The organism is Streptomyces sp. NPDC053560 (assembly GCF_044544605.1).
Taxonomy (GTDB): Bacteria; Actinomycetota; Actinomycetes; order Streptomycetales; family Streptomycetaceae; genus Streptomyces.
Genome location: NZ_JBITXI010000012.1, coordinates 245,164 through 265,832, shown reverse-complemented (window position 1 = coordinate 265,832; position 20,669 = coordinate 245,164). Strand labels below are relative to the sequence as shown.

The window sequence follows — 20,669 nt, the reverse complement described above, 5'->3', positions numbered from 1 at the left end:
CCCCTCGTGCCGATCGATGCATACCCCTGTTATATAATTGCTATATGCATTCATCGTCGACGTCCGACGAACAGCGCATCGAGAACGCCGCTCGTGGGCTCCTCAGGGGCATCGGCAGGCTCTCCCAGGCACTCTTCCGGCTCGGTGAATTCGGGCTGCCGCGTACGCACGCCTCACTCCTGGACGCCCTGGAGGGCGGTCCCCGGCGGGTCACCGGACTCGCCGCGTACACCGGCATCGCGCAGCCCCGGGTCACCGTGGTCCTGCAGGAACTGGAGGAGCGCGGCCTCGTCCAGCGCGAGCGCAGCGCCCACGACCGGCGCTGCATCGAGACGTCGCTGACGCCCGCGGGCCGCGAGCTGCTGGAGCGCGCGCGGCAGCGGATGGCCGCCGCCCTCCTCGAAGGGCTGCGCTCGAACGCCGACGAGCCGGAGCGCGCCGTGGGCGCCGCCCGGGATGCCGTAACGACCGTGCTGCACGCCATCGAACCGGAGGTCAGTTGACCACGCCAGCCACCGAAACCCCGGACATCACCGGCGGCCGCAAGGGCCGCGACCCGGCCCACGAGAGCGCCATCGCGCCCCGGCGCGTCGGCGGGCCGAGACGCTGGTGGGACTGGGTGCTCGCCGCCGACCCCGGACTCGGCCAGCTGCAGGCCGGATGGCGGACGCTGGTAGCCATGGTCACCGGGCTCGCGACCGGTTACGGCATGTCCGTCGCGCTGGACATGCCCGCCATGCTCGGCATGATGGCCGGCGGCATGATGGGCCTGATGAGCGCGTTCGCCATCGCCGAGAACACCTGGCAGCGGCTGACCCGCGCCATCCTGTGGATGCCCCTCCCGTTCTCCGCCGCGCTGCCGCTCGCCGCCTGGCTGCACCAGTACCGCGTGGTCGAACTGACCATCATGGTGGCCGCGCTGGCGGTGACCTTCTTCCTCGCCCGGTTCGGCACCCTGGCGCTGCTGGGCGGCATGCTGCTCTTCAACGCCTTCATGGTCGGCATGATGGCGAACGTCCCGCTGAACCTCTGTGGCGAGATGTTTCTCGTCGCCCTCGTGTCCGCCGTCGCCATCCTCCTGACCCGCCTCGCGCTGTGCTACCCGATGCCGCGCGAGGACCTCCTCCGTACGCAGCGCGCCTTCGTCGTCGAGGCCCGCAGGGTCGCCGACGCCGCCACCGACGCGCTGGACCCGGACGCCGACCACGAGGTCGCCGTCAAGCGGATGCGCCGCAGCCTGCGCCGCCTGAACGTCACCACCGTCACCATCGACGGCCGCCTCGCCCAGCCCGAGGTCGCCGCCGACCCCGACACCGCGGAACTCCTGCACCGCCACCTCTTCGACGCCGAGCTGGCCCTGAAGGGCATCGGCCAGTGCGTGCAGCAGCTCACCCGCCTTCCGGCGCCGGCCCACCTGCGGGAGGCCATGGTCGTGGGCCTGGTCATCGCGCGGGACACCCCGCTCGGCCGGGCCGACGCGCTGCGCCCGGCCGCCCAGCTCATCCAGCAGCAGGCCACCGCCGTCCTGGAGGCGCCGGAGACCGGCGCCGAGGAGGCCGAGGCCGCCGCGCTCGCCCGCCGGGTCGGCCACCTCCTGGACACGCTCGCCGACTCCCTCGCGCACTGGCTCGACCTCGGCTGGAACGCGCCCACCGCGCGCGCCAAGGTGCCCTTCCAGCCCACCGTCGCGCTGGAGCAGAACCGCCCTGCGGGCACCGGCGCCGTCGCCCGCCGCGTGATCGCGGCCCAGAACGAGAAGGGCTGGCGGCGGGCCGTCCCGTACCTGCGCGCTCCCGTGCACGCCGGGCTCGCCGCGGCCATCGTGTGCCCGATCACCGACGCCATCAACCCGCAGCGCTTCTACTGGGGCCTGGTCGGCGTGATGATCACGCTGTTCGGCACCAACACCACCCACGAGAGGCTGCGCAAGCTCGGCCACCGGATGGCGGGCACCATCGTCGGCGCCGTCATCGGCGTCCTGCTGCTCCGCCTGATCGGCCCCGGCCACATCTACTGGACCCTGCTCGTCATCGTGGCCGGCCTGACCTTCGGCTCCTGGGGCATGCAGCGCCAGTACGGCTACTGGGTCGCCGGCCTGGTCACCGCCCTCGTGCAGCTCTACGGCCTGTCCACCCCGTACACCGGCATGGAGACCCTGCTCAGCGAGCGCCTGCTGGACAACGGACTCGGCATCATCATCGCCACGGCCTGCGCCGCGCTGGTCTTCCCCGTCTCCAGCCGCAAGATCGCCCAAGAGGCCGAGCGCGGCTACGTCTCCGCGCTGGAACACCTGCTCTCCCAGGTCGCCGAGCGCTGGCAGGACCCCGCGGCCCCGGTCCGGCTGCGCGGCGCCGCCCGAGGCGTCGACGCCGCCCTGTACCAGGTGCGCGGCGTCGCCCGGCCGCTCGTACGGATGCCGGTCGGCGTCCGCGGCCGGGGCGCAGAGAACCGCCTGGCGCTGCTCGCCGCGGCCACCGGGCACGCCCGCTCGCTCGCTGCCGCCGCCGACATCGACATCGACCTCGCCCCCGAGCTGGCCGGCCGTGTCGACCGGATCATCGCCACCTTCGTGGAGTCGCTGCACGCCCTGGACCACCGCTTCGCCACGGGGGAGCCCGACGGCACCTGGGTACGGGTCAGCCCGCTCATCCGCGAACTGGAGGGCGTGCTGCACGCTCCCTCCGGGCCTCGCGCCGACCGCCTCCACGTGGCGCTGCGGGAACTGGCGGCGCTGGACGAGGCGCTGGCCGGTTACGCCGACGACCGCGGCCTGACCGTCACCACCGCGACCCCGGAGCCGGACCCGGCCACGCAGGCCGTCCCGGCCGCGAAGTCCGCCGCCCCGGCGACGCACGCCGCCTCCACCCTGGACCGCCGCACCCAGGCGGCGCTGGCCGCATGGCTGGCGCACACCCGGCACGAGGGCGCTCCGGGCGCCAAGCAGGTCCCGGTGTCCCCCGGCATCGCGGCCGGGGCCCCCGCCGCCCGTCGGAAGCCGGCCGCTGAGGCCGCCCCGGCGCCCGCTGCCGGGCCCCGCGGCCGCCCGGCGGCCCCCGGCGCCCGTACGGCCTCCCCGGCCGGCGCGTGCACCGTCAGCGGCTCCCTGCACTGCCCGGAGCACCCCGGCGGCTGCGAAGCGTGGATCACGGTCGTCAGCGACCGCGGCAAGCGCCGCGCCGGCGTCCGCGCGGTGGGCGGCCGCTACCGCATCACCGGCCTGGAGCCCGGCGGCTACACCGTCATCGCCTCCGGCTCCGCGCACGCGCCGACGGCCCGCTTCGTGGCGGTCGACCCCTCCCGGGGCGACATCCACCAGGACATCGAACTGAAGCCGGCCCGCCCCTGAGCCGCTGACCGCGGCCGCTTCCCGTCCGCCCCCTCCGGGATGCCCCGGAGGGGGCGGACGGCCTTCGGAAGCACGTACCCTGGTCGATTGAGATGAGTGCGAAGACATACGAGGTGCGCACCCACGGGTGCCAGATGAACGTCCATGACTCCGAGCGGCTGGCCGGCCTGCTGGAGGACGCCGGGTACGTGCCAGCGCCCGAGGGCGCCGACGGTGCGGACGTCGTCGTCTTCAACACCTGCGCGGTACGCGAGAACGCCGACAACAAGCTCTACGGCAACCTCGGCCAGCTCGCCCCGAAGAAGGCCTCGCGGCCCGGGATGCAGATCGCCGTCGGCGGCTGCCTGGCCCAGAAGGACCGCGACACCATCGTCAAGAAGGCGCCCTGGGTCGACGTCGTCTTCGGCACGCACAACATCGGCAAGCTGCCGGTCCTCCTGGAGCGCGCCCGCGTCCAGGAGGAGGCGCAGGTCGAGATCGCCGAGTCCCTGGAGGCGTTTCCCTCGACGCTGCCCACCCGCCGCGAGAGCGCGTACGCGGCCTGGGTCTCCATCTCCGTGGGCTGCAACAACACCTGCACCTTCTGCATCGTCCCCGCGCTGCGCGGCAAGGAGAAGGACCGCCGCCCCGGCGACATCCTCGCCGAGATCGAGACGCTGGTCTCCGAGGGCGTCTCCGAGATCACCCTGCTCGGCCAGAACGTCAACGCCTACGGCTCCGACATCGGCGACCGCGAGGCCTTCTCCAAGCTGCTGCGCGCCTGCGGGAAGATCGAGGGCCTGGAACGGGTCCGCTTCACCTCCCCGCACCCCCGCGACTTCACCGACGACGTCATCGCCGCCATGGCCGAGACGCCGAACGTCATGCCGCAGCTCCACATGCCGCTGCAGTCGGGCTCCGACGCCGTCCTGAAGAGCATGCGCCGCTCCTACCGCCAGGAGCGCTTCCTCGGGATCATCGAGAAGGTCCGCGCGGCCATGCCGGACGCGGCCATCTCCACCGACATCATCGTGGGCTTCCCCGGCGAGACCGAGGAGGACTTCGAGCAGACCCTCCACACGGTCCGCGAGTCCCGCTTCGCGCAGGCCTTCACCTTCCAGTACTCCAAGCGCCCCGGGACCCCGGCCGCCACCATGGAGGGCCAGATCCCCAAGGAGGTCGTCCAGGCCCGCTACGAGCGGCTGGTCGCCCTCCAGGAGGAGATCTCCTGGGAGGAGAACAAGAAGCAGGTCGGCCGCACGGTCGAGGTCATGGTCGCCGAGGGCGAGGGCCGCAAGGACGGTGCCACGCACCGCCTCTCGGGGCGCGCGCCCGACAACCGCCTCGTGCACTTCACCAAGCCGGACGCCGAGGTGCGCCCCGGCGACATGGTGACGGTCGAGATCACGTACGCGGCGCCGCACCACCTGCTCGCCGAGGGCGAGGCCGTCTCGGTCCGCCGGACCCGCTCCGGCGATGCCTGGGAGCGCCGCAACGCCGCTCCGCCGCAGCCCGCCGGCGTCATGCTCGGGCTGCCGACGGTGGGTGCTCCGGCCCCCGCGCCGGCGGAGCCGGCCGGCGGCTGCTGCCCGACCTCCTGAGGCTCCGGCGCCACTCCCGGTGACCGGGACGGCGCCGGCCGCCCGCCGGGCCGGTACGCGCCCGTGCAGGCATCCGCACGGCCTTCCCCGCGTCGGCCGGGAGGCCGCGGACCGATGCCCCACGGCGGCGGGGATACGCTGCGGAGCATGCTCGTAGCTGCTGCTCTGTGCCCCTGTCCGCCCCTGCTCGTCCCCGAGATCGCCGCCGGTGCCGCGGCCGAACTGGACGGCCTGCGGGCCGCCTGCGCGGACGCCGTCGGCGTGCTCGCCGCCGCGCGGGCCGACCGGCTGGTCGTCGTCGGCCCTGCCGAGCCCGAGGGCCGAGGGGCGTTCAAGGAGGGGACCCCGGGATCGTTCTCCGGGTTCGGCGTTGACCTCTCCGTACGGCTCGGCGCGCCGGACGGGGAAGGCGCAACCGAGGGGCGGCAGCTGCCGCCCTCACTGGCACTCGGGGCCTGGCTCCTGGAGCGCGCCGACCGGCGCGGCGTTCCCGTGTCGGCCCTCGGGGTGGGCGAACCGCTCGAACCGGAGCGGTGCCTCGGTGCCGGGCGTCAGCTCGCGGCGTCGGCGGAGCGCGTGGCCCTGCTGGTGATGGGCGACGGCAGCGCCTGCCGCACGGTCAAGGCGCCCGGCTACTTCGACGAGCGCGCCGAAGGGTTCGACGCGGAGCTGGCCCGCATGCTGGGCACCGCGGACGTGGCGGCCCTCGGGGCGCTGGACGAGGAGCCCGCCCAGTCGCTCATGGTCTCGGGACGGTCCAGCTGGCAGGTGCTGGCCGGGGCGGCGGAGGGTGCCGGGCTGGACGGCGCGCTGCTCCACGAGGAGGCGCCGTACGGCGTGGGGTACTTCGTGGCGGCGTGGTCCTGACCGGCCCGCACCAGGAGGCACCGGGGCGCGGCCCCCTGCGAACGACGGTGGCCGGGGACCGCACGGTCCCCGGCCACCGGGCTGTCCGGCTCTCCCGGCCTCACACGGGGTCGCCGGGCCGCTTTCCGGTGCCCGGGCCCTCGCCGGGCCGGCCGCTCGCGCCCGGGCCGTGCGCGCCCTGGCCATCGGACATCCGGCGCAGGGCCTCCTTGGCCTTGGCCGTGCCGGTGCCGATCTGGCCGCTGTACTTGCCCTTCGTCCTGGCGTCGACCGTCCTCCCGGCCTTGTCCAGGCCCCGATCGATCTTGTCCCCGTGCTGCTGCGCGAGGTCGCCGGCCTTGCCCTTGAGGAGGCCGGCCTTGGCCTTGAGTTTGTCCAGCAGGCCCATGAGCCACCTTCCCTGGTCGGAGGACGCATAGTGAGAAAGCGCCCATACCTGGCCTTTACCCTACTCTTGCGGGCCAAACCTCACTCCGCTGCGCCTGAGGGCGGACCGACCGTCCGGCACTCATTCGAAACCGGCCGCGCGGTTTGACACACTGGCTCGGTGAACAACGCAGTTCCCGCTCCGCGGGTCATCGCCGTCGTCGGCCCCACCGCGGCCGGTAAGTCCGATCTGGGCGTCGCCCTCGCCCGGCATCTCGGCGGTGAGGTCATCAACGCCGACTCCATGCAGCTCTACCGGGGCATGGACATCGGCACCGCCAAGCTCACCCAGGAGGAGCGGGCCGGTGTCCCGCACCACCTCCTGGACATCTGGGACGTGACCCAGGCGGCGAGCGTCGCCGAGTACCAGAGGCTGGCCCGTGCCGAGATCGACCGGCTGCTCGATCGGGGACGCACCGCCGTCCTCGTGGGCGGCTCCGGCCTCTATGTGCGCGGTGCGCTGGACAACCTGGAGTTCCCCGGCACCGACCCCGAGGTGCGGGCCCGCCTGGAGGCCGAGCTGGAGCACGCGGGCAGCGGCGTGCTGCACTCCCGGCTGGCCGCCGCCGACCCCGAGGCGGCGCGCGCGATCCTGCCGAGCAACGGCCGCCGCATCGTCCGCGCCCTTGAGGTCATCGAGATCACCGGGCGGCCCTTCACGGCCAACCTGCCCGGCCCCGGCGATCAGCGCGAGGTCTACGCCGACACGGTGCAGATCGGCGTCGACGTGGACCGCCCCGAACTGGACGAGCGGATCGCCGTACGGGTGGACCGCATGTGGGATGCGGGGCTCGTGGCGGAGGTGCGCGCGCTGGAGGCCCAGGGCCTGCGCGAGGGGCGTACGGCGTCCCGTGCGCTCGGGTACCAGCAGGTGCTGGAGTACCTCGCGGGGGAGTGCGCCGAGGACGAGGCGCGGGCAGAGACGGTGCGCGCCACCAAGCGCTTCGCGCGCCGGCAGGACTCCTGGTTCCGCCGTGACCCGCGGGTCCACTGGCTCAGCGGCGCGGCGGACGCCCGTGAGGAACTTCCGGACCGCGCGCTGGCGTTGCTCGAACGACCGGTCACAGCCTGATCACGTCATGGCATCGGGACGCTCAGGCCGTCATCGGGCCCCCTGAGGGCGTGTCATTATCGACCATCGACCGAGCCGTGGCGTCTGGAACTGGGAGGGCATTGGCGATGGAGGCCCGCCCTCGCAGCAGAGCGCAACAGCCGGAGACGCGGCGCGAAGGACAGCGCGGCGCACGAGAGGCGATCCCGGGCCACGCACCCGCCCTCGACGACGACCCCGGGCCGGCCGCCGGCCCCGGGCCCTCGGACGCGGAGGGCCGCCCCGAGGCCGACCGCTTCGCGGACGACCCCGCACCGGGCGCGGACGCCGCACTTCCCGAGCACGACCGCATCGCCCCCGACGACCGCCCGCTCGACGACGATCCGCTCATGGGCGGACACCGGACCCCGGAGGACGACGGGCCGGCGGACGGGGACGCGCTGGACGGCTCGGACGGACCCGACGCGCAGGCGGAGGACGACCGGCCCCCCGAGGGCGCCGCGTCCTTCCGGGAGCTGCGGCCGCCACGCCGCCTCCGCCTCTGGCAGCTCGCGCCCATCGTGGGCCTGGCCGCCGTCGGCTCACTGATGTTCGCCTTCCCGCTGGCCTTCGAGTTCGGCGGGGACGGCGGCGCCGTCTTCGCGATGCTGGGGCTGCTGCTCTGCTGCTGCGCGGCGGGCTGGGGCATGATGGCCGCCCGCCGGGTCGGCCACACCTGGCCGGGGCTGCCGGCCCGCGGCTCGGGCCGGCGCGCGGACTGGCGCGTGGTCGCGGTCTACGTCGCGGTCGTCCTGGTGCTCGCGGCCCTCGCCATCTGGCGCGTGGCCCGGCTCCGAGGCTGAGCCGCCGCCCTGCAGGCGGCGGGCCGCCCGTGCCGATGGCGCCGCTGTCGGTGCTGCCCCGTACGATTCAAGGGTGAGCAACGAGCGCATCGCCTTCCTCAAGGGACACGGCACCGAGAACGACTTCGTGATCGTCCCCGACCCCGACGGCCGGCTGGAGCTGCCCGCCGATCTGGTGGCGCGGCTCTGCGACCGCCGGGCCGGCATCGGCGGCGACGGTGTGCTGCACGTCGTGCGGTCCGCGGCCCATCCGGAGGCGCGCGCGATGGCCGACGAGGCCGAGTGGTTCATGGACTACCGCAACGGCGACGGCTCGATCGCCGAGATGTGCGGCAACGGCGTGCGCGTCTTCGCCCGCTACCTCCAGCACGCCGGCCTCGTCGAGGCCGGCGACCTGGCCGTCGCCACCCGCGCCGGGGTGCGCCGCGTGCACCTCGCCAAGGACGCGGCCGGCGGCGCGACGGGCGACGTCACCGTCGTGATGGGCCGCGCCGAGCTCCCCGAGGAGCAGGTCACGGTCACGGTCGACGGTCGCAGCTGGCCCGCCCGCAACGTGAACATGGGCAATCCGCACGCCGTCGCCTTCGTCGAGGACCTCGGCCACGCCGGTGACCTGTACAGCGCTCCGCCGTTCAGCCCTGCCGACGTTTACCCCGACGGGGTCAACGTCGAGTTCGTCGCCGACCGCGGCCCGCGCCACGTCGCGATGCGGGTGCACGAGCGCGGCTCCGGCGAGACCCGCTCCTGCGGCACGGGCGCCTGCGCGGTCGCCGTGGCCACCGCCCGCCGTGACGGCGCCGACCCCTCGGTGACGGGCAGCCCCGTCACGTACACCGTCGACGTGCTCGGTGGCACCCTCGTGATCACCGAGCTGCCGGACGGCACCGTGGAGATGACGGGCCCCGCGGAGATCGTCGCCGAGGGCACGCTCGACCCCTCCTGGCTGCGCGCGGCCACCGCCTGAGGGGCGCGCCCGGCCGGCTCGGGGGAGAGCCCGGAAGGCGGTTTCGGGCGGTAACGGCCGTGGCTGAAGTTTCGCTCGAATGGGTGATCCGTTTCACTCTGGGCGAGAGGCGGTGAGCGGTGCGTGATGGGCTCGGTAGCATCAAGCACCGGCCCGGACACCGCCGTCACCGCCTGATCGCGTCCGGCCGCCGGTCGATGCTGCCGGAGGTGCCCCATGAGCGCAGAGGCCACTGAACCCAGCGGTGCGCCCGCAGAGCTTCACCCGGCAGGGGCTGCGGTCCGCAAACGCGGCCGCCCCCGGCTGGAACTGAGAGGCCTGCGCCGCTTCGGCCGTGCGGCGCTGCTGGGGCCCGCCCCCCGCGACGGTCTGCCCGACGCCCTGGAGCACGTCGCCAAGGTCCACCGGGCCCACCACCCGGACGCCGACCTCGACGTCCTCAGCAGGGCGTACGCCCTCGCCGAGTCCTCGCACCGCGGACAGATGCGCAAGAGCGGCGAGCCGTACATCACCCACCCCCTCGCCGTGACGCTCATCCTCGCCGAACTGGGCGCGGAGACGACGGCGTTGACGGCGTCCCTGCTCCACGACACGGTCGAGGACACGGACGTGACGCTCGATCAGGTGGGTGAGGAGTTCGGCGCGGAGGTGCGCTTCCTCGTCGACGGCGTCACGAAGCTGGAGAAGGTCGACTACGGCGCCGCCGCCGAGCCGGAGACCTTCCGCAAGATGCTGCTGGCCACCGGCAACGACGTCCGGGTGATGTCGATCAAGCTCGCCGACCGGCTGCACAACATGCGCACCCTCGGCGTGATGCGGCCCGAGAAGCAGGCCAGGATCGCCAAGGTCACGCGTGACGTGCTCATCCCGCTCGCCGAGCGGCTGGGTGTCCAGGCGCTCAAGACCGAGCTGGAGGACCTGGTCTTCGCGATCCTGCACCCCGAGGAGTACGCGGCGACCCGCACCCTCGTGCTGCGGCACGCCGAGCGCCCGGACCCGCTCGCGGCCGTCGCCGCACGCATGGGCGCGGTGCTGCACGACGCCGGCATCGATGCCGAAGTCCTCGTCCGGCCGCGGCACTTCGTGTCCGTGCACCGCGTGCGGATACGGCGCGGCGAGCTGACCGGCGCGGACCTGGGGCGGCTGCTGGTGCTGGTCGCCGAGGACGCGGACTGCTACGCCGTCCTGGGCGAGCTGCACACCTGCTTCACGCCGGTCGTCTCGGAGTTCAAGGACTTCATCGCGGCGCCCAAGTTCAACCTGTACCAGTCCCTGCACACGGCGGTGATGAGCGAGGACGGCCACATTGCGGAAACGCTTATCCGCACCCATCGGATGCACCGGGTGGCCGAGGCCGGCGTGATCGCGCTGGGCGACCCGCACGTCCTCGCCGAGGGCGGCCCGTTCGGCCCTCAGGAGGGCGCGGAGACGCCCGACGGGGAACGGGTGGACCCGACCCGCCCCGGCTGGCTCTCGCGGCTGCTGGAGTGGCAGCGGGTCGCGCCCGACCCGGACACGTTCTGGACCTCGCTCCGCGACGACCTGGCCGAGGACCGGGAGATCTCGGTCTTCCGCGCGGACGTCGGCTTCGGGGCGGGGGCGGACGCGGCGCGCGAGGCGGGCGACGACTCCGGCGACCGCGGTGCGTTCCGGCTGCCGGCGGGCGCGAGCTGCGTGGACGCCGCGTACGCACTCCACGGAGCCGGGGCGCACTGTTGCATCGGTGCGCGCGTCAACGGCCGCCTGGCGACCCTCTCGACGATTCTCCGCGACGGCGACAGCCTGCATCTCCTCATGGCTCCGGACTCCGCGGCCGGCCCCTCCCCGCAGTGGCTGGAGTACGCGCGCACGCCCGCTGCCCGGCTCGCCATCTCCCGCTGGCTCACCGCCCACCCGGGCGCGGAGCCCGTGGAGCCCGAAGCGGCCGAGGAGGCGGCGGAGCGCCCAGAGAGCGGCGCCGAGAGGGCCCCGCGCCACGAGAGCGCCCCGCGCCACGAGGCGGAGACCACCGCCGAGGGCGGCACCACCGACCAGGAGGAGGCCTGCCCGGCCCCCGAGGCGCGCCGGCCGCGGCCGCCCGTCCCCGCCGTCGCCGACCTCCCCGACGCCCCCGTCCGGCTGGCCGGCTGCTGCACCCCCGTACCGCCCGACAAGGTCACCGGATTCGCCGTACGAGGCGGCGCCGTGACCGTGCACCGCGCCCTCTGCCCGGCCGTGGCCCGGATGGCGGCTGCCGGGCGGGCCCCCGTAGGGGTGCAGTGGCGGCGCTCGGCCGCGCCGGACCAGGGCTGCCGGGTCACGCTGCTCGCCGAGGCGTTCAGCCGGCCCCGCCTGCTGGCCGATCTCACCGAGGTCATCGCCGCGCAGGGTGCCGCCGTCGTCTCCGCGGACGTGGAACCGCCCCGCGAGCAGCGCGTACGGCACACATACACGCTGCACCTCCCGGACGCCGCGGAACTGCCCTCCCTGATGCGCGCGATGCGCCAGGTCCCGGGCGTCTTCGACGTGCTGCGCGCGGGCCGCAACCAGCCGGCCGCGACCCTCCGCTTCTGAAGCGGGCGACGCGCGGCTTCGGGGCGCGGTCCCCCGAGTGCCCGTGTGAAGCTTCTCGGCGACGCGCCCGGGAAGCGGGCGGAACCGCTCATTCGGGTGCTGCGCTGCCGCGTCGTCGTTCTCGCGGGTTGCCGTGCTGGTAGCGGTAACGCATGCCCTTTACGTCCCGCCGTACCGCGTTCCCCACCCGCCAGGCGCCGGACCTGCCGCGCCCCGCCGCCCCGCGCCGCCTCGTGGCCGCCCGCCGTGCCGTCCCGGCCGTGCTGGCCGTCGGCGCCCTCCTCGCGGCGGGTGCGCCGGAGCCCGGCCCCCAGGGGATCGGCGACCGCCTCTACCCGCACCTCGGCAACCCCGGCTACGACGTCGACGCGTACGACATCGCCCTGAAGTACTCCGGGCGGAACGACGTCCCGCTGGACGCCGTCACCACCATCACCGCCCGCGCCACCGACCACCTGGACCGCGTCAACCTCGACTTCGCCCGGGGCGCCGTGCGGTCCGTGGAGGTCAACGGCGCCCCCGCACGCCATGCCACGCACGGCGAGGACCTCGTGGTGACCCCCGCGCACCCCGTCGGGCCCGGCCAGGCCCTGCGCATCGTGGTGCGGCACACCAGCAACCCCAAGGGGGGCAAGGACGGCGGCTGGATCCGTACCGGAGACGGGCTCGCGATGGCCAACCAGGCGGACGCCGCCCACCGCGTCTTCCCCAGCAACGACCACCCCTCGGACAAGGCCGCCTTCACCTTCCGCATCACCGCTCCCCGGGGCATCACGGCCGTCGCCAACGGCCTGCTTCTGGGGCGCAGCGCCCGCGGCCCCGCCACCACGTGGACGTACCGCTCGCTGCACCCGATGGCCACCGAGCTGGCCCAGGTATCCCTGGGGAAGTCCGCCGTCGTCCGTCGTCAGGGCCCGCACGGGCTGCCCCTGCGGGACGTCGTACCGGCCGACGCGCGCAAGAAGCTGGAGCCGTGGCTGGCGAAGACGCCCGGGCAGATCTCCTGGCTGGAGCGCCAGGTGGGCCGCTATCCGTTCGAGACGTACGGCGTCCTGCTGGCCGACGCCTCGACCGGCTTCGAGCTGGAGACCCAGACGCTGTCGCTCTTCGAGAAGCACCTCTTCACCAGCGACAAGATCCCGGCCTGGTACGTGGAGTCACTGATGGTGCACGAGCTGGCACACCAGTGGTTCGGCGACAGCGTGACCCCCCGTACCTGGTCCGACGTGTGGCTGAACGAATCGCACGCCACCTGGTACGAAGCGCTCTACGCCGACCGTGCGAGCAAGGGCACGGCCGCCATGGAGGAGCGCATGAGGCGCGCCTACGAGCAGTCCGACGCCTGGCGGGCAGCGGGCGGGCCGCCGGCCGCCCCGAAGGTCCCCGAGAAGGGCCAGAAGATCGGCATCTTCCGCCCGGTGGTCTACGACGGCAGCGCGCTCGTCCTCTTTGCGCTGCGGGAGCGGATGGGCGCCGCCGCCTTCGACCGCCTGGAGCGCGCCTGGTTCGCACAGCACCGCGACGGCGTCGTCGGCACCGGCGACTTCATCACGCTGGCCTCCCGCATCCACGGCAAGGACCTGTCCGGCTTCCTGCGCGCCTGGCTCTACGACACCCGCACCCCGCCGATGCCCGGCCACCCGGACTGGCACGTCAAGAAGGACCAGAAGGAGCCGGGCCCCGCCAAGGCGCACTCCTCCTGACCCCGAAGCCGGTGCCGACCCGCTCACCAGGGACAATGGCAGGGCAGGAAAAGTCGCGTGACGGACCTCACCCGCCGTGCGACCATCGACGGGCCGACGCCGGGACCGCCGGGAATCTCCCGGGGCGTCCGGACGTTGTCACGATCGAGAGTCCCCGGGCCCCGCAGGCCCGATCCCGGGACGTCCCAACGACACAAAGGATCAAATGACCTCCTCTTCTTCCCTTCCTCAGCAGGACCGACAGCGCCTCCACGAGAGCCTTCGGGCCGACGCCCTGATGGAAGAGGACGTCGCCTGGAGCCACGAGATCGACGGGGCGCGTGACGGCGACCAGTACGACCGCTCCGCGCGCGCGGCCCTGCGCCGTGTGGCGGGCCTTTCCACCGAGCTCGAGGACGTCACCGAGGTCGAGTACCGGCAGCTGCGCCTGGAGCGCGTGGTGCTGGTCGGCGTATGGACCTCCGGGACGGTCAAGGACGCGGAGAATTCCCTCGCGGAGCTGGCCGCCCTGGCCGAGACCGCGGGCGCCATGGTGCTGGACGGTGTGGTCCAGCGCCGCGACAAACCGGACCCGGCGACGTACATCGGCTCCGGTAAGGCGCAGGAGCTGCGCGACATCGTGCTGGAGTCCGGCGCCGACACCGTCGTCTGCGACGGTGAGCTGAGCCCCGGCCAGCTGATCCACCTGGAGGACGTCGTCAAGGTCAAGGTGGTCGACCGGACCGCCCTGATCCTCGACATCTTCGCCCAGCACGCCAAGTCCCGGGAGGGCAAGGCGCAGGTCTCGCTGGCACAGATGCAGTACATGCTGCCCCGGCTGCGCGGCTGGGGTCAGTCGCTGTCCCGGCAGATGGGTGGCGGTGGCTCCGGCTCGACGGGCGGCGGCATGGCCACCCGTGGTCCCGGTGAGACCAAGATCGAGACGGACCGCCGACGGATCCGCGAGAAGATGGCGAAGATGCGCCGGGAGATCGCGGAGATGAAGACCGGGCGCGACACCAAGCGCCAGGAGCGCCGCCGCAACAAGGTCCCCTCGGTCGCCATCGCCGGCTACACCAACGCGGGCAAGTCCTCGCTGCTCAACCGCCTCACCGGCGCCGGTGTCCTGGTGGAGAACGCCCTGTTCGCCACCCTGGACCCGACCGTCCGGCGGGCCGAGACGCCCAGCGGCCGGCTGTACACCCTCGCCGACACCGTCGGCTTCGTACGGCACCTCCCGCACCACCTCGTCGAGGCGTTCCGCTCCACGATGGAGGAGGTCGGCGACTCCGACCTCATCCTGCACGTGGTCGACGGCTCGCACCCGGTGCCCGAGGAGCAGCTGGCGGCCGTCCGCGAGGTGATCCGCGACGTCGGCGCGACCGCCGTGCCGGAGATCGTGGTCGTCAACAAGGCGGACGCGGCGGACCCGCTGGTGCTCCAGCGCCTGCTGCGCCAGGAGAAGCGCGCCATGCTGGTCTCGGCCCGTACGGGCCAGGGCATCGACGAGCTGCTCGCGCTGATCGACGAGGAGCTGCCGCGGCCCAGCGTCGAGATCGAGGCGCTGGTCCCGTACACCCACGGTCAGCTGGTCTCCCGGACGCACGCCGAGGGCGAGGTGATCTCCGAGGAGCACACCGCGGAGGGCACGGTCCTCAAGGCCCGCGTCCACGAGGAGCTGGCCGCGGAGCTGCAGCCGTACGTGCCGGCGGCCGCAGGCAGCTGATGCGCCCGCGCCCGTAGGGGCGTACGCACGACGAGGGCCCGCTCCCCACGCCGGGGAGCGGGCCCTCGCGCATGTCCGCTAAAGGGACGCCGTGTCCGTCACCGGCCGGCGAACTTCTTGCTGACCGCCTCGTACACGCCCTTGGCCTCAGCGCCCAGGTGCGGCCCGGCCAGCCAGTCGGCCGTCACCGGCCCGATCGAGGTGTTGGACACCAGCGCGGTCCGGCCCTGCTGGTCCTTGGCGAACCACGGACCACCGGAGGAGCCCGCGGTCATGGAGCAGCCGATGCGGTACATCGTCGGCTGCGCGGTCTCCAGCGACAGCCGGCCGGGCTTCGACGGGCACTCCTGCAGCGTCTGGCCGTCGAACGGCTTCGCGGCCGGGTAGCCCTGCGCGGTCATCGACGGGATCTTCGGCACGGCCGGCGCGTTGAACTGCACCGGGTAGGCCTGGCCGACCGTCTCCTCCAGCGACTTGGTGGTGCCCGCCTCCGGCTTCACGTGCAGCACCGCGAAGTCGTACGGCGCGCCCCGGCCGCCGGTCTTCGCGCCCTGGTCGATCCACTGCTCCGAGGTCTGCGCCGCGTCGGCCCAGAACACGCCCTTCGGGGCCAGCTGTTCCTTCGTGGCGCCCTGCAGCTCGGCCGCCGACCTGCCGCTGTCGTTGTACGAGGGCACGAACGCGATGTTGCGGTACCAGCCACCGCTCTTGCCCGCGTGCACGCAGTGGCCCGCCGTCCACACCAGGTTCGACTTGCCCGGGTTCGCCGGGTCCTCGACCACGGCGCCGGAGCAGACCATCGAGCCCTCGGGGCTGTCGAAGAACACCTTGCCGACGCCGGGCGCGTTGGTGCTGTACGGCGCGCTCACCGGCTGTGCCTTCACGGGCGCCGGCTCGGGGTCGGTGACGCCCTGGTCACCGGAGATGTCCTCCGGCTCGACCGGCTTGTCGGGCTGCTCGGCGTCCTTCATGCGGTCCGGGTCCCACAGCCCCTTGATGTAGGGGTTGACGAACTGGCCCGCCTCACGCAGCCACTTGTCCTTGTCCCAGTTCTTCCACTCGCCGTGCTTCCAGTCGTCCAGGTTCACGCCGAGATCGTTGAGCTTGTCCTGCAGCTCCTTGGGGATCTTCAGCTTGTCCCCGCCCGGCTGTTCCACGGAGGACTGGTCCGGCTGCGCGCCGGCGTCGTCCTCCGAGGGGCCGCAGGCGGTCGCGGTCAGCGCCAGCGCGCCGACCAGCGCGGCCGCGGCGACGGCCGGGCGGACGCCGCGCGTGGGTCTCCGGCCGGCACGCGACCGGGCGGCGGACGGGCGGATGGATCGCATGAGTGGATTCCCCCTGGGTGTGTTCGGCGACCGCTTCGGCGACCGCGGCGGCCGCAAAGGCGGCCGCTCGGCAACCGTCGGCGATCGATATGGACTTGTTCGGACCGTTCCGCCGGTTCTTGTGGCCGGACCGGAATGCAGAGCCCCACTATGCCGGTGCCGTGGGGGACGGCACCGAGCGGGTCCGCGGTTCCGGTCGTCAAGGATCTTTGCCGAGGCCGTGATCCGGTGCCCGTGACGTCGTTGGTACGTACGGGGGGCGGCCGGTCCGTGTTCACGGCGGCCCACACAGCCGGCGACCGGCGCCGCGAGGCGCTCCGGTGGCCCGTTGAACAGCAGGAGGACAACACCGCCGTGGCCTTGACCCAGCCTCCCCCGATGGCACCGCCGCTGGCCCATGAGCAGATCCTGCGGAGGCAGTCGCTCCGCGAATCCGCCGCCCGCACTTACGCGCGTTCGCTGCCCGTCGTCCCCGTCCGCGCCCGCGGGCTGACGATCGAGGGCGCGGACGGCCGCCGCTACCTCGACTGCCTCTCCGGCGCCGGCACCCTGGCGCTGGGGCACAACCACCCCGTCGTGCTCGAGGCGATCCGCGCCGTCCTGGACTCCGGCGCCCCGCTGCACGTCCTGGACCTCGCCACGCCCGTGAAGGACGCCTTCACCAGCGAGCTGTTCGCCACCCTGCCGCGCGAGCTGGCCGAGCACGGGAAGGTGCAGTTCTGCGGCCCGGCCGGCACGGACGCCGTCGAGGCCGCGCTGACGCTCGTACGGACCGCGACCGGCCGCAGCGGCCTGATGGCCTTCACCGGCGCGTACCACGGCATGACTGCCGGGGCGCTCGCCGCGTCCGGGGGCGCGCGCGACACCTCCGTGACCCGTCTCCCGTATCCGTACGCCTACCGCTGCCCCTTCGGGACCGGTGGCGGGCGCGACACCGGAGAAGCCGCCGACGGCGGGGGAGCGGAGGCCGCCCAGCGCGGCGCCGAACTGTCCGCGCGCTGGGCGGAGAACGCCCTGGCCGACCCCAAGAGCGGGGTGCCGCGTCCGGCGGCCATGATCCTGGAGCCCGTGCAGGGCGAGGGCGGCGTGATCCCCGCGCCCGACAGCTGGCTGCGGCGGATGCGCGAGATCACCGCGGCGCACGACGTCCCGCTCATCGTCGACGAGGTGCAGACCGGCGTCGGCCGTACCGGCGCCTTCTGGGCCGTCGAACACAGCGGCGTCGTCCCCGACGTCCTCGTCCTCTCCAAGGCCATCGGCGGCAGCCTCCCGCTCGCGGTGATCGTCTACCGCGAGGAGCTGGACACCTGGCGGCCCGGCGCGCACGCCGGCACGTTCCGCGGCAACCAGCTCGCCATGGCGGCGGGCGCCGCGACACTGGCGTACGTACGCGAGAACGGCCTCGCCGACCACGCCGCCGAATTGGGCGCACGGATGCTCGCACGGTTGCGCGGCCTGGCCGCGCACCACGACTGCATCGGCGACGTACGCGGCCGCGGCCTGATGCTCGGCGTGGAACTGGTCGACGCGGAGGGCCCCGTGGGGTCCGACGGCGCGCCGCCGCCCGCCTCCCGGCTCGCCGCCGAGGTCCAGCAGCAGTGCCTCGACCGCGGCCTGATCGTGGAGCTGGGCGGGCGCGGATCCGCCGTCGTACGCCTGCTCCCGCCGCTCACCCTCACCGACGAACAGGCCGACGCCGTACTCGACCGCCTCGCCGACGCCATCGCGGCGGCGGTCCGTTCCACTCCCGGATCCGCGGGCACCCCCCTCCCCACGATGCGAGGCACCACCCCATGACCGAACGCCTTGGCCCTGCGACGAACGGGCCGGCCGGCCCCTCCCCGGACGCAGCCCCCGCGGCCGAGAACCCGGCGGACGCGGCTCAGCACGCGCCGTCACCGGCCGACGGCCCCGATGCCGCCGCGCCCCCGACGAACGCGCCGAGCGCACCGGACTCCGCCGCGACGGCCCCCCGGGGCGGCCGTGCGACGACCGGCCCCGGCGAGGACGGAGCCGCGCCGCAGCCCGACGTACGGCGCGGTCCCCGCGAAGACGGTGACGGGGCGGCGAGCACGCCGCCGGCCGATGACCCCAGCGTCCCCCGGCAGGCACGACGCATCGGCCACGTCTGCGAGGCGGGCCTGCCGGCGAGTGCCGACGGAGGCGGTGGGGTGGCCGTCGATGTGGCCGCCGAGGCGGCAGCGCTCACCGGGACCGCGCCCCGGCCCGGCGCCACGTCCCTGCCCGGTCCCGCGGCCGGTCCCGTGGCGGGCCCGGAGGAGGGCCCCGACCCGCTGGAGCACCCCGACCCGGCGGTGGCCGCGGACGCGGCGGGCGTCGAGAACCTGCTGCGCTGCTGGATCCGGGAGAACGGCGTCCCGCGGCCGGCGGGCGCCCACCTCCGGCTGCCGCTCGACGCCAGCGGCACCGTCCTCGGGGTCCCCGTGCGCTACTGGTCGGCCACCGGCTGCCACCGCTTCGGCCCGCCCGTACTGGAGCAGGCCCCGGTCGGCGCGCCGCCCGTGGACGCCGTCACCCTCGCCGCCCTGCTCCGCCGCGAAGCGGTCGGCGGCGGAGCGGTGGACGGAGGAGCGGTGGACGACAGCGCGGCGGACGGCAGCGCGGCCGACGGCGGAGCCCCGTGGGAGAAGCCGACCTCCGACGGCGCGGCGGTCAACGGTGTGAGCGCGCACGCACCGACGCCACGTGGCACGACGGCGCACGCACCGGCGCATCTCAACGGCTCGGCCAACGAGCACTCCCGCACCACCGCTCCCGGTTCGGGCGTCTCCGCTCCCGCCTCGGGCACCCCCGCTCCCGTTCCGGGCGGCTCCGCCGAGGACGCCGCCGAGCTGATCGGCCGGGTGGCGAACTCCGTACGCTGCACCGCCGTCATCCTCGGCGAGCGGCGGGACCACCCCGCCACCCCGCACGGTGACCGCTTCCTGGAAGGCGAGCAGTCGCTGATTCTGGGGCATCCGATGCACCCCACCCCCAAGAGCCGCGAGGGGCTGTCCGAGGGGGAGATCCACGCGTACTCACCGGAGCTGCGCGGCTCCTTCCGGCTGCACTGGCTGGCCGTGGACCGGTCCGTCCTGGCCATGGACTCCGCCTGGACCGCCCGCGGCCGCGCCGTCCCGGCCGACCACCTCACCGCCGGCCTCGCCGGTCTCGCCGGCGAAGCGCCGGCCGTCCCGGAGGGCAGCGCCCTGCTGCCGCTGCACCCCTGGCAGGCCCGCGAGGTACGGCACCGCCCCGAGGCCGCCGCGCTCCTGGACGCCGGGCTGCTGCGCGACCTCGGCGCACACGGCGCGCACTGGCACCCCACGTCCTCCGTACGCACCGTGCACTGCCCCGGCGCGGACGCCATGCTCAAGCTCTCCCTCGGGCTCCGGATCACCAACTCGCGGCGGGAGAACCTCCGCAAGGAACTCCAGCGCGGCGTCGAGGTGCACCGCCTGCTCCGCAGCGGCCTCGCCGAGCAGTGGCGCGCGGCGCACCCGGGCTTCGACGTCGTCCGCGACCCGGCCTGGCTCGCCGTCACCGCTACCGACGGCACCCCCGTCCGCGGCCTCGACGTCGTCCTGCGCCACAACCCCTTCGGACCGGCCGATGACGCCGTGTGCGTCGCGGGACTCACCTCCCCGCGGCCCTGGCCCGGCCACGACGGCCTGCGCTCGCGCCTCGCCGACCTCATCGGCACGCTGACCGCGCGCACCGGCCGACCCACCGGAGCCGTCGCCGCCGAGTGGTTCCTGCGCTACCTCCACACCGTCGTACGCCCCGTCCTCTGGCTCGACGGCACCGCGGGCGTCGCCCTGGAGGCACACCAGCAGAACACCCTCGTCATGCTCGACGCCGACGGCTGGCCGGCGGGTGGGCGGTACCGCGACAACCAGGGGTACTACTTCCGCGAGTCCCGGCGCGCCGAGCTGGACCGGCGGCTGCCGGGCATCGGTGTCGAGAGCGACACGTTCGTCCCCGACGACGTCACCGACGAGCGCTTCGCGTACTACCTCGGCATCAACAACGTCCTCGGTCTGATCGGCGCGTTCGGCGCTCAGAAGCTGGCGGACGAGGGGGTACTCCTCGCGGCGTTCCGGCGGTTCCTGGCCTCGGCCGCCACCGAGCCGAAGGAGCACCGCTCGCCGCTCGCCGCGCACCTCCTCGGCGCGCCGGTCCTGCGGTGCAAGGCCAACCTGCTCACCCGGCTGCACGGGCTGGACGAACTGGTCGGCCCGGTCGACACCCAGTCCGTGTACGTCACCCTGCCCAACCCGCTCGCCACGTGACCCCTGCGGCCACGG

At 74.1% G+C, this 20,669-nt stretch carries 14 protein-coding genes; 12 read left to right on the top strand and 2 right to left on the bottom strand.

Features of this window, described 5'->3' with window-relative positions; all coding sequences use genetic code 11:
- The first annotated feature begins 44 nt into the window (after positions 1 to 44).
- The 4 genes from ACIGQF_RS28190 to ACIGQF_RS28175 all read left to right on the top strand — a co-directional run bounded on the left by ACIGQF_RS28190 (position 45) and on the right by ACIGQF_RS28175 (position 5,793).
- Positions 45 to 503: a MarR family winged helix-turn-helix transcriptional regulator gene (locus ACIGQF_RS28190; protein WP_399715661.1), complete on the top strand. Its 459-nt coding sequence runs from the start codon at positions 45 to 47 to the stop codon at positions 501 to 503.
- On the top strand, positions 500 to 3,346 hold the full coding sequence (locus ACIGQF_RS28185) for an FUSC family protein (protein ID WP_399715658.1): 2,847 nt from the start codon (positions 500 to 502) through the stop codon (positions 3,344 to 3,346). The genes ACIGQF_RS28190 and ACIGQF_RS28185 overlap by 4 nt, the downstream gene beginning before the upstream one ends.
- Before the next feature lie 92 nt (positions 3,347 to 3,438).
- A complete protein-coding gene (gene miaB, locus ACIGQF_RS28180) occupies positions 3,439 to 4,926 on the top strand; it encodes a tRNA (N6-isopentenyl adenosine(37)-C2)-methylthiotransferase MiaB (RefSeq protein WP_399715655.1) in 1,488 nt (495 codons plus the stop codon).
- A gap of 147 nt (positions 4,927 to 5,073) precedes the next feature.
- Positions 5,074 to 5,793 carry a class III extradiol dioxygenase subunit B-like domain-containing protein gene (locus ACIGQF_RS28175; protein ID WP_399715652.1) on the top strand — a complete coding sequence of 240 codons (720 nt, stop codon included), beginning with the start codon at positions 5,074 to 5,076 and terminating at the stop codon, positions 5,791 to 5,793.
- A gap of 100 nt (positions 5,794 to 5,893) precedes the next feature.
- On the opposite strand, the gene ACIGQF_RS28170 is transcribed toward ACIGQF_RS28175, so the two are convergent.
- Entirely contained in the window at positions 5,894 to 6,181 is a 288-nt protein-coding gene (locus tag ACIGQF_RS28170; RefSeq protein WP_399715649.1) for an antitoxin, read from the bottom strand.
- Between the two features lie 159 nt (positions 6,182 to 6,340).
- Between ACIGQF_RS28170 and miaA the strand changes: the two genes are divergently transcribed.
- The 6 genes from miaA (at position 6,341) to hflX (ending at position 15,037) form a co-directional block, all read left to right on the top strand.
- Positions 6,341 to 7,291: a tRNA (adenosine(37)-N6)-dimethylallyltransferase MiaA gene (gene miaA, locus ACIGQF_RS28165; RefSeq protein ID WP_399715646.1), complete on the top strand. Its 951-nt coding sequence runs from the start codon at positions 6,341 to 6,343 to the stop codon at positions 7,289 to 7,291.
- Between the two features lie 368 nt (positions 7,292 to 7,659).
- A complete protein-coding gene (locus ACIGQF_RS28160; protein ID WP_399715773.1) occupies positions 7,660 to 8,112 on the top strand; it encodes a hypothetical protein in 453 nt (150 codons plus the stop codon).
- A 73-nt stretch (positions 8,113 to 8,185) separates the two neighbouring features.
- Positions 8,186 to 9,076, top strand: a complete 891-nt coding sequence (gene dapF / locus ACIGQF_RS28155; RefSeq protein ID WP_361563056.1) for a diaminopimelate epimerase — start codon at positions 8,186 to 8,188, stop codon at positions 9,074 to 9,076.
- 216 nt (positions 9,077 to 9,292) lie between these two features.
- Positions 9,293 to 11,629 carry a RelA/SpoT family protein gene (locus ACIGQF_RS28150; protein ID WP_399715642.1) on the top strand — a complete coding sequence of 779 codons (2,337 nt, stop codon included), beginning with the start codon at positions 9,293 to 9,295 and terminating at the stop codon, positions 11,627 to 11,629.
- 152 nt (positions 11,630 to 11,781) lie between these two features.
- Complete coding sequence (locus tag ACIGQF_RS28145) at positions 11,782 to 13,332, top strand: M1 family metallopeptidase (protein WP_399715640.1); 1,551 nt, start codon at positions 11,782 to 11,784, stop codon at positions 13,330 to 13,332.
- Positions 13,333 to 13,537: 205 nt separating this feature from the next.
- Positions 13,538 to 15,037: a GTPase HflX gene (gene hflX / locus ACIGQF_RS28140; RefSeq protein WP_399715637.1), complete on the top strand. Its 1,500-nt coding sequence runs from the start codon at positions 13,538 to 13,540 to the stop codon at positions 15,035 to 15,037.
- Positions 15,038 to 15,135: 98 nt separating this feature from the next.
- Here hflX and ACIGQF_RS28135 read toward each other — a convergent pair whose 3' ends face one another.
- Entirely contained in the window at positions 15,136 to 16,362 is a 1,227-nt protein-coding gene (locus tag ACIGQF_RS28135; RefSeq protein WP_399715633.1) for a trypsin-like serine peptidase, read from the bottom strand.
- A 354-nt stretch (positions 16,363 to 16,716) separates the two neighbouring features.
- Here ACIGQF_RS28135 and ACIGQF_RS28130 point away from each other — a divergent pair, with 354 nt between their 5' ends.
- A complete protein-coding gene (locus ACIGQF_RS28130) occupies positions 16,717 to 18,159 on the top strand; it encodes a diaminobutyrate--2-oxoglutarate transaminase family protein (RefSeq protein ID WP_399715630.1) in 1,443 nt (480 codons plus the stop codon).
- The gene (locus tag ACIGQF_RS28125) at positions 18,156 to 20,654 is read left to right on the top strand and encodes an IucA/IucC family protein (protein WP_399715627.1); all 2,499 of its coding nucleotides are present in this window, start codon (positions 18,156 to 18,158) and stop codon (positions 20,652 to 20,654) included. The genes ACIGQF_RS28130 and ACIGQF_RS28125 overlap by 4 nt, the downstream gene beginning before the upstream one ends.
- Positions 20,655 to 20,669 lie beyond the last annotated feature (15 nt).